The following is a 13,428-nucleotide window of genomic DNA, read 5'->3' as shown; positions in this document are numbered from 1 at the left end:
CAACCCGGAAGGTCGCACTCTATGACAACGACTGGCACTCCCGACGCGAGGATGCACGCGACGGCGCGCGGAGTGAACGCTTGCCTGGGATGCGACGAAGCCGGGTTACTCCTCGGCAGAGGGGGGCCGCGCCACGAAGAGCGAGCAGGCCCGGACGGGCTGGGGCGCGTACTTCTGGGGCAGCAGCGGGCACATGATGAACGTGGAGGTCCGCGTCTGGACGTACCGAGGCGGCGCCGCGCAGCGATGGCACAGGCTCTCGGGGAACGGCAACGGCTCAGGGGGCGGCGTCGACATGCGCGCGGGAGCATCGCACGCCCTCCCGAGCCCGCAAGCACACCCCGCCGCCAGGGGGCGCCCGCGCCCTCGGTCATTCGTCCGACGGACGGGGAGCGTATCCCCAGGGCCCACCGCCCCTAGGCTTCGGGCTCATGGCCCCACGTTCCCTCGACGAGCGGCTCACCCTCCAGACGCCCTGCCAGATGAAGTGGGAGGACATGCGGGGCGACGCGCGCGTGCGGCGCTACCGACGGAGGGATGGCACCATCGTCACGGGGGATTGCCGCCGCATCTGGACCACGGAGCGTGCGGAGGCGCTCGCGCACCTGTCGAGCGTCACCACGGTGGCGGGGGCCATCGCGCTGCGCATCACCCTCCTGGGGACGTAGCGCCTCGGGGATTCAGTCGCGCAGGTCGGCCCAGACCGGGGCGTGGTCGCTGGGCTGCTGGCCCTTGCGCGCCTCGCGGTCCACGTCACACGCCGTCAGCCGTTCCACCAGCGGCGCGGTGAGGAACAGGTGGTCGATGCGCACGCCCTTGTTCTTGGGGAACGCCAGCATCCGGTAGTCCCACCACGAGAACTTCTGCTCGGTCGGGTGCAGCTTGCGGAACGCATCCGTCAGCCCGAACGCGCCGACCTGCTGGAGCGCGTCCCGCTCGCGCCGCGTGAACAGCGTCTGGCCTTCCCACAGCGCCGGGTCGTGCACGTCGATGGCCTCGGGCGCCACGTTCCAGTCGCCGCCCAACACCATGGCTTCATCCGGCTTGTGGCGCGTGTCGAGGTAGCGGCGCAGGCGGCGGAACCACTCGAGCTTGTACACGTACGCGTCCGAGTCCACCGACTGCCCATTGGGCACGTAGGCGCTCAGCACGCGGACGCCGCGGACGGTCGCCGCGATGAGGCGCGCGTGGCTGTCCTCGACGCCATCCGACAGCCCCTTCACCACGTCCTGGGGCTCCTCGCGCGCGAGGATGGCCACGCCGTTGTAGGTCTTCTGGCCGTGCACCGCGGCGAAGTAGCCCGCCTCGCGCACCGCCTCGAAGGGGAAGTCCGCGTCGACGCACTTGAGCTCTTGCAGGCAGAGGACGTCCGGCTGCGCGCTCTTCAGCCAGTCCACCAGGCGCTGCTGCCGAGCCCGCACCGAGTTCACGTTCCAGGTCGCAATCTTCATCGCGGCGACCGTCGCACGACACCCACGCGGTCGCCACGCTTTTCCCTGCGTCTGCGGCTGCCGGGCCACACCCTCCGTCCACGTCCGGGGGCACCTCGTTGGCACGCGCATCGCAGTAGTCGAGGGTGGGAGCTGCGCCGCTCCCCGGCGCGCCTCACCTGGCACGCCGAGCAGGAAGTCGAGGTCGCACCATGAGCCCCAGGAGCCGCACCGCCCCGCCTCGCCGCGCCCCGTCGTCCCGAGAGGACTCGCTCACCCGGGCCCTGCGCAACGCGCTGTTGCCCGCCTGCTTCGCCGCGCTCGGCATCACCGCCTGGGGCGACGTCCCGGGCGCCCTCGCCTCGCGCGTCCAGCGCCCCCACACGGCCCCGAGCGAGGCGATGTCCGCGCCCCTCTCCACGCCCGAGGCCCCGCGCGACCTCGCCGCCGCTCCGCTCGCCTCCACGCCCGGGTTGCCCGCCGTTCCCGCCCCCGTGGCCGACGCGGATGGCCTGGGGCTTGTGCACTCCCACGGCCGGAAGGTGGATCACCTCGGCCGCTCGCGCGTGCTGAGCGAGCTGGGAGACCTGTCCGGTGCCCTCACCGAGTGCCGGCGTGCCCTCCATGACGAGCCCCTGGACTCGGACGCCCTCGCGGAGCTGGCTCGCCTGGCGCGGCTCGCGGGCCAGACGGAGCTGGCGCTCCAGGCCTACACGCGGCTCGGTCGCCTGGAGGCCTCCAGCACCGGCCCGCTGCTGCAGCAGGCCCGCTTGCTGCTGTCGCTCGGCCGCGCCGCGGACGCGGTGCACGCGGGCGAAGAGGCGCTCTTGAGGGATCCGGAGGATCCGCAGGTCTATCAGGTGCTCGGGCTCGCGCACCTGAGCACGGGCGAGCTGGCCCCCGCCATCCTCCGCTTCCAGCAAGCCGTGCACCTGGACCCCGAGCACGGCTACGCCCTCAACAACCTGGGCTTCGCCTACCTGCGCGCGGGAGAGAACCAGAAGGCCATGGAGGTGCTCGCCCAGGCCGCCACGCTGCTGCCCCACGTGGCCTACGTCCACAACAACCTGGGCGTCGCGTGCGAGCGGCTCGGCCGGACGGAGGAGGCCCGCGCCGCCTACGCCACGGCCACGCGCCTGTCACCTCGCTACGTCCAGGCCCGCGTCAACGCCGACCGCATGAAGCGGCTCGCCCACGCGGACCCTCCGCCGGCCCTGGCACCCGAGCTTCCCGCACCGTAGGCGGGCAACCGGAAGACTCTCCTCGGGCGCGGGTTCCCGTCCCGCGCCCCTCGGTTTAACGTGCAGCCCCTTTCTTTCCGAGCGCCATGACTCCGGCCCGACCGATGCCCACATCCCCCCCCACCCCCGCCCCGGTGGGCGTCCCTCCCCCGGCGCGCCCCGGCCTGGGTGCGCGCCTGTGGCGGTGGACGAAGCGCCTGCTCGTGCTGGGCGCGGTGGGCCTTGTCCTCGCGCTGCTCACCGCCGTGGGCACCTACCTGTACTTCAGCCGGGACCTGCCCTCGGTGGAGGCCCTGCGCACCTACCAGCTTCCGCAGGTCACCAAGGTGACGTGCGGGGACGGCACGGTGTGCGCCGAGTACGCCGTCGAGCGCCGCACCATCGTGCGCATCGAGGACATGCCGCCGCATGTCCGCTACGCCTTCCTCGCGGCGGAAGACGCGGACTTCTACAAGCACGAGGGGCTCGACTTCTTCGGCATCGCCCGCGCGGCGGTGAAGAACCTCATCCCAGGCAGCCGCAAGTCCGGCGCCTCCACCATCACCCAACAGGTGGTGAAGAACATGCTCCTGACGCCCGAGCGCCGCCTGTCGCGCAAGGTGCGGGAGTGGATCCTCACGCCGCGCGTGGAGGAGGCCCTCACGAAGGATCAGATCCTCAACCTCTACGTCAACCAGGCGTACTTCGGTCAGCGCCGCTACGGCATCGAGGAGGCGGCGCTCTTCTACTTCGGCAAGCACACGCAGGACCTCACGGTGGGCGAGGCCGCGGTGCTCGGCGGAACGGTGCAGCTCCCGCACCGCATCAACCCGGTGACCAACATGACCCGCGCCACCTCGCGGCAGCACTACGTGCTGGAGCAGATGGCGCAGCACGGCTTCGTGCCCCGCGCCATCACCGAGGCGGAGAAGGCCAGGCCCATCGTGCTGGCGCCGCGCAAGGAGACGACGGGCGGCGAGTACTACGCGGAAGAGATTCGCCGCGCGCTCATCGAGCGGTACGGCGAGAAGGCGGTGATGGAGGGCGGCCTGCGGGTGGACATCGCCATGCTGCCCAAGCTCCAGAACACCGCCGAGCAGTCCGTGCGTGCTGGCCTGGAAGCGTTGGATCGACGCCAGGGCTATCGCGGGGCCTTGGGCCGGATGGAGACCGCGCGCTTCGAGCGGCTGCGAGGGCTCATCGCGCAGCGCATCGACGAAGCCGGTCGCCGGCAGAAGGACCAGGGCTACGTGGCGGACCTCGCCCCGCTCGCCGCGGACGCGGCCACGGCCCCCAAGGACGCCTCGGGAACCAAGGGCGCGCGCGCCTCGGACGTCGAGGATGAGGGCAGCGAGGAGCAGCGCCCGGAGCTGACGCCCGAGGAGGAGGAGGCCCAGAGCCCCGAGCGAGAGCTGGTGGGTCGCGTGGGCCTGAAGCCGGTGGAGGAGGGCCTGCGTCTGACGGGCTACGTCACCGAGGTGGACGCCAAACGCAACGTGGCGCGCGTGGACCTGGTGGGCCGCACCGCCGAGGTCGCCTTCAGCACCGCCACGTGGGCGAAGCAGAAGGGCAAGCCCGCCCCCAAGGACATCACCGACGTCTTCGCCCCCGGCGAGTTCGTCTTCGTGCGCGTGCTCAAGGCGGCGCCGGCGCCGGCCTTCGTCGAGGCCGCGTTGGATCAAATCCCCGTGGCGCAGGGCGGGCTCGTGGTCATCAACCCCGTCAACCGGAACGTGGTCGCGCTGGTGGGTGGCTACGATGCGCGCCGCTCGGCCTTCAACCGCGCCACGCAGGCTCGGCGTCAGCCGGGGTCGTCCTTCAAGCCCTTCATCTACGCGGCGGCCATGGGCAGCGGGCGCTACACGCCGCTGTCCAAGGTGAACGACGCGCCGGAGACCATCCGCGATCCGTACACGGGCAAGACGTGGAAGCCGCAGAACTATGATCGCCAGTTCGAGGGCCCCATGACGCTGCGCACGGCGCTCTCGAAGTCGAAGAACTCCGTGTCGGTGCGGCTCATCGAGGCCATCACCCCGGCGACCGCCATCGACTTCGCGCGCCGCGCGGGCATCCACTCGCCGATGCCGGAGAACCTCACCCTGGCGCTGGGCACGGGCGAGGTGACGATGCTGGAGGCGGCCAACGCGTACGCCACGCTCCAGGCCAACGGACGCTATGCCGAGCCGCTCATGCTGCTGCGCGTGCGCGACGCGCGCGGCACGGTGGTGGAGGAGCACCAGCCCGCCTTCGAGGAGACGCTGCCGCCGGCGGTGGCGTACCTCACCACCTCGCTCATGCGCAGCGTGGTGGAGGAGGGCTCGGCGAGGGCGGTGCGCGAGCTGAACCGTCCCGCCGCGGGCAAGACGGGCACCACCAACGACGCCAAGGACACGTGGTTCTCCGGCTACACCACGGACTGGGTGGCCAGCGCGTGGGTGGGCTTCGATGACAACACCCCGCTCGGCAGCACCGAGACGGGAGGTCGCGCCGCGCTGCCCATCTGGCTGAGCTTCATGCGCGTGGCCCACGAGGGCCTGCCCGTGCACGACTTCGAGGTTCCACCCGGCATCACCCAGGTGCGCGTCGATCCCGCCACGGGCCTGCTCGCGGGCACCTCCGTCCCCGGTCGGCTGGAGCCCTTCCTCGAAGGCACGCAGCCCACCGCCGAGGCGCCTCCGCCCGGCCAGGTGACGCCCGACAACTTCTTCATGGAGGACGGGGAGAAGAAGGGACTGTGAGCGCCCCTGCCCTCGCGGTGTCCCTGCTGTTCACGCTCGCCCTGGCGGAGCCTTCTGCGTCCGCCGCCGAGCCCGCCCCCATCACCGAGGCCACGCCCGCCCTGCCCCGACTGGCGCGGGCCGTGGCGGACGCGGTGCGCGCGGCGAACCCCGAGGCCCCCATCGCGGTCTCGCTCAACGGAAGCTCGGTGGAGCTGCGCCAGGCCTTTGGCACCCTGCTCGCCTCGCGTCTGGCCGCGGCGGGACTGGCGCCCGTGGTGCTGCCCGCGCCCACCTCCGATGCGGTGGAGGCCGAGGCCCGCGCCCAGGGCGCGCGCTCGCTCGTGCGGCTCACGCTCGACGTGGACGCCGGCGAGGTGCTCGCGCGAGGCGACGTGTTGGGCACGTGGGTGAACTTCTGGTCGGGCCGGACGCCCACGCGCCCGCCTCGCCCAGCCGCGGCGTTGTCTGAAGGCGTGGAGGCGGACCCCACCGTGCTGGCGCTCGCCGCGGTGCGTGCGCCGAGCCCGCCCCCCACGAGTCCGCCGGCTCGGGGGGTGCGGTTGATGGGCGCGGTCATGGCTCGGCTCGACGCACCGCTCGCGGCCCTGGGCGCGGGAGACCTGGACGGGGATGGCAGGGATGAGGTCATCGCCCTCACCGAGCACGCGGTGTCCGTGTACGCGGCGGATGGGCGGCTCCTCGCGCGGCAGGAGCTGGTGGGGCTGGCTCCGTCTGCCGCCACCACGCGCGAGCCGTTCGGCGCGGTGGCGGTGCTCGGAGGTCCACCCCGGCTCGCGGTCTGGAGCAGCCAGCAGGCCCGCGGCGCGCTCTTCGCGTTCGACCGCGCCCGTGCCGAGTTGCACAGCCTGGGCACGACGGACGCCGTGGCGCTGGGGCCTCGCGAGCGGGGCGCGCCCGTGCCGGGGCAGACCGCGTTTCTCCCCGACGTGAAACTGGCCGAGGGCCATGGACTCACGGTCCCCGCGCCCTTCACCACCGCGAGCATGGCGCCGCCCTGGCGGCTGTTCGTCCATCCAGACGGCACCGCGTCCCTCTACGCGCGTCCGGGCGGCGTGCCCTCACGGCTGAGCGGGCTGGGCGCGGGGAGCGCGCTCGGTGACCTCGATGGGGATGGCGTGCCCGAGCTGATCACCACCTCGCCGCTGGTCCAACCCACTCCGGATGTGCTGCGCGTGGTGTCGCTGGCCCATGACGCGCCCCTCGGCCATGAGCCGCTCTGGCAGGGGGCCTTGCCCGCCGGGCGCGCGCTTCAGGTGGTGACGGCGGACCTGGACGGTGACAAGCGCCGGGCGGTCGTCGTCGGGCTCTGGAAGTCCGACGGCACCAGCGACCTGTTCCTCCTGCGCCAGGGGGCGCCATGAAGTCCCGCACGGCCCTCGTCTGCCTTGCCCTCCTCGCCCCCACGACCGCGTCGCTCGCGGCCAGTCGCCCGCGCTATGGCGGCGAGCTGCGCATGGCCCACGCGGGCCCAGCCGAGGTCGCGGAGCCCGCGCTCGCGGACACCCCCATCGAGGCGACACTGCTGGGACTCCTGTCCCGGCCGGTGTGCCATGTGACGCCCGACGGCGACGCGCGCCCCGCCCTCGCTCGGGCGCTGTCTCGGCCCGTGCCCCAGGCCGTCCGCGTGGAGCTGGCGACGCCCGCCACCGCCACGGCGCTCGCTCGCGCCTGGACGCGGCTGACGGGCGCGGACGCGCCCTCGCCCTACCGCGCCCTCCTCTATCCCCTGCGAGCCGAGGGCCGGCAGGTGACCGCGTCGGGCCACACCCTGGAGCTGGCGCTCGCGTTCCCCTGGCCGGACCTGGAGCGCGCGTTGTGCCATCCCGCGCTGGCACCGCTCTTGGGCACCGCGGCCAGTGGCCCCTTCACCGCCTCGGGCAAGGGCGCCCTGGCCGCGCAGCTCGCGTGGCCCGAGGGACGGCCCTACCTGGACAAGCTGGCGCTCACCGCCACGGACGAGCGCGGCCTCACGCGCATGTGGACCGCGAAGCAGGTGCAGGTGGAGCTGGGCGCGCCCGCCGAGAGCAACACCCAGGTCGGCCCGGCGCTGTACGCCACGTACCTGGCGTTCTCGCCGCGCAAGCTGCCGGTGGACTTCCGCCAGGCGTTCGAGAGCGCCATCGACCGTGACGACCTGACGCGCCTGTTCGTGCGGGGCCCCGCCGTTCCCATGCCGCACCTGCTGCCGCCAGCGCTGCTCGTCCAGCCCGCGAGGGTCCGGCCTACCGCGCCCGCACCCACGGCGGCGCGCACGGTGACGCTCGTCTATGACGCCGCGCTGGAGGACCAACGTGCGGTGGCCGAGCGCATCCAAGTGAAGCTGCACGACCGGGGCTACACCGTGGCGTTGGAGCCCCAGCCGCGCGCGGCGCTCCGCTCCCGCTGGGCCCGAGGTGACTTCGAGCTGATGCTGCACGCCGTGCTGTTGCCACCGGTGCCCGGCCCCGCGCTCGCGATCGTCCTCGACACGGCGGGCCGCAAGGACTTGCTCGGCGTGGAGTTGCCCGCGTTGGGCGCGCTGCCGGACGCCAGTGCGCGCGATGCCCGCGCACGAGAGCGAGCCTTGGCGCTGGCATCCTCCGTGCCGTTGTTGCCGTTGTACGCGCAAGGGCTCGCGGCGCGCGTGGCGCCCGAAGTCATGGGCCTCACGATGGACCCGCAGGGCCTGCCCTCGCTGGACGGCGCCTGGGTCCTGCCCGCCGATGGCACCGGCGCGTCGGGAAGGCCATGAGGAGCGCGGCATGCGGCTGAGGACCCGTCTGGCGTTGGCCTTCGCGCTGCTCGCCCTGGTGCCGCTCGCCGTGGTGGTGCCGCTCACGGTGTCGCGCCTGCGGGACACGCTGTCGCGCGAGCAGACGGCGCGCATGGGCGCGGCCACGACGTCCGCGCAGGAGTCCCTGGAGCGCTCGGCCACCACCGTGCGTCGCGCGGTCGAGGAGCTGGTGGAGAGCCCGGCCATGGAGGACCTGGCCCGCGAGGCCCGCGAGCACCCCATGCTCGCCATCCAGGCCGGTACCGCCGAGGCCCTGATGAAGAGCCGAGGCCTCACGGTGCTCACGCTCTTCGACCGGAGCGGCACGGTGCTCTCCTCGGGACACCTCCCCGCTCGGCGCGGAGACCCGGACCCCGCGCTCTTCACCGTGACGCGCGCCGCACCGGAGCGGCCTGTTCCAGTGCGCGTGGAGGTGCGCACCACGGCGGGACTGCGGCAGGCCCTGGCACTCGTCTCGGCGAGGCCGGTGGACTACGGCGATGCGCGCCTGTGGGCCGTGGGTGGAGTGCTGTTGGATGACGGGCTCGCACAGCACCTGTCGCGCCTCACGCAGGCGGAAGTGACGCTGCTCGCGGGGGACACCGCGCTGGCCCACGCAGGCAGCGCCGAGGCCCCCACGCTGGAGCGCGTGCTGCCGCTGGGCGACGCGGCCTCGGTGCGCCTCACCTTCAGCCGGGCGGCGGCGCGCGAGGCCGTACAAGGCGTCATGCGAGCATTCCTCCTCCTCGCGGCGCTGGGCATGGCCTTCGCCGCGCTGCTGGGTCTGCTCGTATCGCGGTGGATGACTCGCCCCGTGGAGGCGCTCACGTCGGGAGCGCGCCGGGTCGCGGAGGGCGCGCTGGACGTGCAGGTGACGACAGAGGCCACGGGCGAGTTGGGAGAGCTGGTCCGCGCGTTCAATCACATGACCTCCGAACTCCAGGCCACCACCGAGCGACTGATGGCGAGCGAACGCATCGCCGCATGGCAGGAGGTGGCGAGGCGGCTGGCGCATGAAATCAAGAACCCGCTCACGCCCATCCGCATGTCGCTGGAGACGCTGTTGGCCGCCCAGGCCTCGGCGCACCCCAGCTTCCCCACGCTCTTCAAGGAGAGCGCCGGCGTGGTGCTGGAAGAGGTGGATCGCCTGCGCCGCATCGTGGATGAGTTCAGCCACTTCGCGCGGCTGCCCAAGCCGCAGCTCACGCGAGTGGACCTGGGAGAACTGACCCAAAGCGTGCTGGCGCTGTACGCCTCGCCGCCCGAGGGCATTCAGTTGCTGCCCACGGTGCAGGAGGGCGTGGTGGCGAGAGCCGACCGCGATCAACTCACCCAGGTGCTGGTGAACCTGGTGAAGAACGCCGAGGAGGCCATGGCGCACAAAGGCGGCGCCCTGCGCGTGCGAGTGAAGGGCACGGACTCGGACGCGGTCATCGAGGTGGAAGACAGCGGCCCAGGAATCCCACCCGAACACCGCGCGCGCATCTTCGAGCCGTACTTCACCACCAAGGATGGCGGCACCGGCCTGGGGCTCGCCATCGCAGCGCGAATCCTCCAGGAGCACGGCGGGAAGCTGGAGGTCAGCGGAGAGCCCGGCCAGGGCGCACGCTTCACCGTGGTGCTGCCCCGCGCGAACAGCTGACACACAGCGAGGCTCGCGCACGCAGTCGGCGCGAGCCTCCGCTTCGCGTCAGTCCTTGACGGGCGTCGCCTTGAGCGCCGCCTTGCCTTCCTTCACGTAGACCTGGAACCGCACCGTCTTGCACGCGTACTTCTGGACGAGCTGTTCCTTGTTCTTGCGAAGCTTCTGCTGGAACTTGTCGTAGGTCAGACCGTCCGCCGGCTCACCGCAGCGCTCGCGCGTGGTGACGAACTCGCGGAACACTTCCTGGAAGTGCTGCTCCTCGGAGAGCGCGACCGCGGCCGCGCTGCCCGAAGGCGACATGCCCGGCAGCGGGATGGCGGCGCCGCGCGGCGGAGGCATCGGAATGGCCTCGGACGTCTGCGGCCGGACGCTCGCCTGGAGCAGCTCGCGCGGAATCGCGGCGACGCGAGTCGTCTCGGCGTTGCCCAGGGGCTCGGCCGACTGCGCCGCGGCCAGGGCGAACGGATCCGCCGCCTGCTGGAGGGAGTACGCCGCGGTGGGCTGGTCCTCGAAGGCGAACGCGCCCCGACGCGGAGCGGCCGTGGCAATCGCCTCGGCAGGCGGCAGCGCCATGGGGTCCGGCTCGAAGGGCATCGCGGGCTGCGCATGCTGCGGCTGCGCGTAGGCCGGCGACGGAGGCGCGGGGAACGGGAACGCATCCGCGCCCGCGAACGGATCCGCCACGGGCGGAGGCGCCGAGAACGGATCCCTCCCAGGAGGAGGCGCCGAGAACGGATCCATCGCCGGGGGCGGCGAGAACGGATCCGCCACGGGCGGAGGCGCCGAGAATGGATCATGCGCGGGCGGCGCGAACGCGCTCGGCGCCGGGGGCATGGCCGCGAACGGATCCGCCACGGGCGGAGGCGCCGGGAACGGGAACGGCTCGGCCGCGGCGAACGGCTGCGGCGCATGGGCAGGCGGCGGAGCCGAGAACGGGTCATGCGCGGGCGGCGCGAACGCGCTCGGCGGCGCGGCCACCGGAGCCGGCTCCATCGGAGGCGCGGACGCGGCCATGGGCTGTGCGGCCATCGCGGCGGACAAGCCCAGCGTGTCCCCCGAGCCCTGCGCATCATCCTGCTGCGCCGCGCGAGCGCTCCCCATCAGCAAGGTCCACACGAGAGCCAGGCCCAGGAGGCCGGCGAGGCCCGTCACCGCGCTCTGCTGATACGACGCCAGCGCGCCCAGGATGGTCTGCGTGCTGGCCACGGCGACGACCTCCAGGGTCGTCCCCTCCAGCGCACGCCGGGCCCCCACGAGCAGCGGCGCCTTGCCGCCCATCGCGTCGCCGCTGGTGAACGCGGGCAGCATCACCGGGCCCAACGCCTGGAGGTGCCCCGTGCTCAGCACGACATCCCGCGAGCCCACCGGCAGCTTCGCGAGCGAACCCTCCGCCGAGGCCTTCTCCTTGCCCACGCCGCCCAGGACCTTGTCGCCCTGCACGAGCGCCAGCGCAGCGACGCCCGTCACATCCGCCGCGCCCTGCAGCAGGGTGTCCGCCACCAGCGGCGCCCCGACCACGAGCGTCACGGCCGGAGCATTGCCCGACTCACCGCCCCACCGCAGCGGCACCGAGGCGAAGGCATGCGCGGCACCGAAGGCGTCCACCACCGTCGTGCCCGCCTTGGCGAGCGCGGCCACGTCCAGCGCCGCGGCATCCGTGGAGGCCTCGCCACCGGCGCGCGCGTGGAAGCGCGCGTCACCGGCCACCAGCGCGATGACCACGCCCGAGAGCTCCTTGGGGACCGCGGCCTCGGCGGCGGTGCGCACCGCCGCGAAGCGCTCGGCCGTCAGCGGCAGCAGCGCGGGCTCGGCGTCCTGGGTCTTGTTGCGGTCGCGGGGATTGTGGACCACCGGCGCGGGCGTCAGCGCCTGCACCGCGGCGGCGACGTCGGGGCTCGCGGCCAGCTTCAGCGCCAGGGACTGCACCTCCGCGCGGCGTGCCTCCACTCGGCGGGACACCTCCGCGGCGCCCGAGGCGGCCTGAGCCGCGGCGCCCTCGACCGCACGTGCGCGCAGTGGCTCCGACAAGAGCGGAAGATGTGCCAGTCCCAGTCCGAGGACCAGGAGCGCGAAGACGAGGAACTTGAGGCGGACCATCGCCGTCCTTTAGCCCGGGGTTGAAGGGTTCCGCTTATAGCGTCCACCGTTCCGCCCCAGCAAGGTTCCGGCCACTCGGGCCGTGAGGCCGGACGCCCGGGAGGCGTCCGGGATTTCACGGCCTAATCCCCCATCAGTACGTGGGGACGTTCGCCGCCAGGTCCTGGGGCAGCCCCTCGGACGGCGTGTCGCGGCGCCGGTCCACCGTGCGCTGGAGCGCTCGCTCCAACCGGTCACGCGTCGCGTCGATGGCCTGGAACAGCGTCTCACCCGCCTCCGTGACGTGCACGATGGGGAGGTTGGGCAGGCTCACCGTCGCCCGGCACTCTTTGTCCACGCCACCCTTGGGCCCATTGACGTCCACCAGCGAGATGTCGATCTCCGCCGCCTCGTCCTCCGCGAACCGCTCGAGATGGCTCACCAGATGCTCGTCGACATAGGCGCGAATCGAATCGGTCAGCTTCAGGTGCACTCCTCGCAGCAACACCTTCATGGCGTCACCTCCGGGGGCAAACATGGACAGCGCCCCCGGCGTCGGTGAGGGAGTCGCCCGCGCTCCCGTGCTCGCGGGGCGAGGGAACAACAAGGCCCTTGGCGTGTTGGCCCCGCGGCGCCGGACGTTTCCCCGCGACGCCGTGGGTTTTCAGAGCGCATGGGCTCCGAGCGAATCAAGGTGCTGGTGGTGGAGGACGACGGCGACAGCCGCGAACTGCTCGCGGAGTTGCTGGAGACCGACTTCGAGGTCCGCACCGCGGGCGACGGACTGGAGGGCCTGCGCGTCTTCGAGGCCGAGCCCGCCGACGTGGTGGTGACCGACGAGTCCTTGCCGGGCATGTGCGGCACCGAGCTGGCGCAGAAGGTGAAGGCGCACGCGCCGCGCGCCCGCGTCATCCTCGTGTCGGGCTACGCCGAGGTGAATGGCGCCGAGTTCTGTGACGTGGTGCTGCGCAAGCCCATCGACGTGGAGCGCCTGAGCGCCGAGGTGGGCAGCCTGGGAGACGCGGCTCGGCAGTGAGCACGCCGCCCCATCTCCCTTCTGGCGGCGCGCGGCCCCACATTCCAGGCATCCATCGGCCAGGAGGGCACATGAAGTACTGCGCCAGGTGCGGCTCGGAGTACGAGGACAGTGTCAGCCACTGCACGGACTGCCCCAACCACCCCGCCCTCGTCTCGGCCGAGGAGATGGAGCGGCGCGGCCTGCCCCTGCCCCATGACTTGGATCAACGCCGCTTCGTGCGCGCGGCCATCGCGGAGAACCCGCTTACCGCCGAGTCCTTCGTGGAGATGATGCACGAGCGCAACATCCCCGTGCTCGTGCGCCCGGGACGCTCGGGCGTGGTGGACGAGCTGACCACCGGCGCGCTGCTGCCCTGGTGGGAGATTCGCGTGCCCGCCGAGGAGCAGGCGCGCGCCGCGACGCTGATGGAACAGGAGCGCCGGCTGGAGGTCGACAGCCAGGACGAAGCCGCGGCCGCGGCGGAGGCCGAGGAGCGCGAGAGCGAAGAGCCGCCTCCCCCACCGCCGGCCCTGCCCGCGCACTGAC

General features: G+C 72.7%; 12 protein-coding genes. 8 read left to right on the top strand and 4 right to left on the bottom strand.

Annotated features, from left to right (window positions below; all coding sequences use genetic code 11):
- Nucleotides 1-105: 105 nt before the first annotated feature.
- Nucleotides 106-297: a hypothetical protein gene (locus KRR26_RS22585; protein ID WP_120210697.1), complete on the bottom strand. Its 192-nt coding sequence runs from the start codon at nucleotides 295-297 to the stop codon at nucleotides 106-108.
- A 134-nt stretch (nucleotides 298-431) separates the two neighbouring features.
- Here KRR26_RS22585 and KRR26_RS22580 point away from each other — a divergent pair, with 134 nt between their 5' ends.
- Complete coding sequence (locus KRR26_RS22580; RefSeq protein WP_217080800.1) at nucleotides 432-668, top strand: hypothetical protein; 237 nt, start codon at nucleotides 432-434, stop codon at nucleotides 666-668.
- Nucleotides 669-680: 12 nt separating this feature from the next.
- Here KRR26_RS22580 and xth read toward each other — a convergent pair whose 3' ends face one another.
- Nucleotides 681-1,451 carry an exodeoxyribonuclease III gene (xth, locus tag KRR26_RS22575; protein WP_120210699.1) on the bottom strand — a complete coding sequence of 257 codons (771 nt, stop codon included), beginning with the start codon at nucleotides 1,449-1,451 and terminating at the stop codon, nucleotides 681-683.
- Nucleotides 1,452-1,642: 191 nt separating this feature from the next.
- On the opposite strand from xth, the gene KRR26_RS22570 reads away from it, so the two are divergent.
- The 5 genes from KRR26_RS22570 to KRR26_RS22550 all read left to right on the top strand — a co-directional run bounded on the left by KRR26_RS22570 (nucleotide 1,643) and on the right by KRR26_RS22550 (nucleotide 9,785).
- Nucleotides 1,643-2,671 (top strand): tetratricopeptide repeat protein, encoded by a 1,029-nt coding sequence (locus tag KRR26_RS22570; RefSeq protein ID WP_217080780.1) that lies wholly within the window; start codon nucleotides 1,643-1,645, stop codon nucleotides 2,669-2,671.
- Nucleotides 2,672-2,757: 86 nt separating this feature from the next.
- Entirely contained in the window at nucleotides 2,758-5,388 is a 2,631-nt protein-coding gene (locus KRR26_RS22565) for a penicillin-binding protein 1A (RefSeq protein WP_407931732.1), read from the top strand.
- A complete protein-coding gene (locus tag KRR26_RS22560; protein ID WP_407931731.1) occupies nucleotides 5,385-6,752 on the top strand; it encodes a VCBS repeat-containing protein in 1,368 nt (455 codons plus the stop codon). Before KRR26_RS22565 ends, KRR26_RS22560 begins: the two co-directional genes overlap by 4 nt.
- Nucleotides 6,749-8,122: an ABC transporter substrate-binding protein gene (locus KRR26_RS22555; protein ID WP_217080778.1), complete on the top strand. Its 1,374-nt coding sequence runs from the start codon at nucleotides 6,749-6,751 to the stop codon at nucleotides 8,120-8,122. Before KRR26_RS22560 ends, KRR26_RS22555 begins: the two co-directional genes overlap by 4 nt.
- 10 nt (nucleotides 8,123-8,132) lie before the next feature.
- Nucleotides 8,133-9,785 carry an ATP-binding protein gene (locus KRR26_RS22550; protein WP_120210731.1) on the top strand — a complete coding sequence of 551 codons (1,653 nt, stop codon included), beginning with the start codon at nucleotides 8,133-8,135 and terminating at the stop codon, nucleotides 9,783-9,785.
- Nucleotides 9,786-9,833: 48 nt separating this feature from the next.
- On the opposite strand, the gene KRR26_RS22545 is transcribed toward KRR26_RS22550, so the two are convergent.
- Together KRR26_RS22545 and hpf are read right to left on the bottom strand one after the other, a co-directional pair.
- On the bottom strand, nucleotides 9,834-11,885 hold the full coding sequence (locus KRR26_RS22545; RefSeq protein ID WP_217080777.1) for an MXAN_5187 family protein: 2,052 nt from the start codon (nucleotides 11,883-11,885) through the stop codon (nucleotides 9,834-9,836).
- Between the two features lie 133 nt (nucleotides 11,886-12,018).
- Nucleotides 12,019-12,378 carry a ribosome hibernation-promoting factor, HPF/YfiA family gene (gene hpf / locus KRR26_RS22540; protein ID WP_120210704.1) on the bottom strand — a complete coding sequence of 120 codons (360 nt, stop codon included), beginning with the start codon at nucleotides 12,376-12,378 and terminating at the stop codon, nucleotides 12,019-12,021.
- Nucleotides 12,379-12,537: 159 nt separating this feature from the next.
- Here hpf and KRR26_RS22535 point away from each other — a divergent pair, with 159 nt between their 5' ends.
- Complete coding sequence (locus tag KRR26_RS22535; RefSeq protein WP_120210705.1) at nucleotides 12,538-12,900, top strand: response regulator; 363 nt, start codon at nucleotides 12,538-12,540, stop codon at nucleotides 12,898-12,900.
- A gap of 71 nt (nucleotides 12,901-12,971) precedes the next feature.
- A complete protein-coding gene (locus KRR26_RS22530; RefSeq protein WP_120210706.1) occupies nucleotides 12,972-13,427 on the top strand; it encodes a hypothetical protein in 456 nt (151 codons plus the stop codon).
- The last annotated feature ends 1 nt before the right edge of the window (nucleotide 13,428 follow it).

This window comes from Citreicoccus inhibens (assembly GCF_019039035.1).
Classification (GTDB): Bacteria; Myxococcota; Myxococcia; order Myxococcales; family Myxococcaceae; genus Citreicoccus; species Citreicoccus inhibens.
This window is presented reverse-complemented; position numbering and strand designations above follow the sequence as displayed.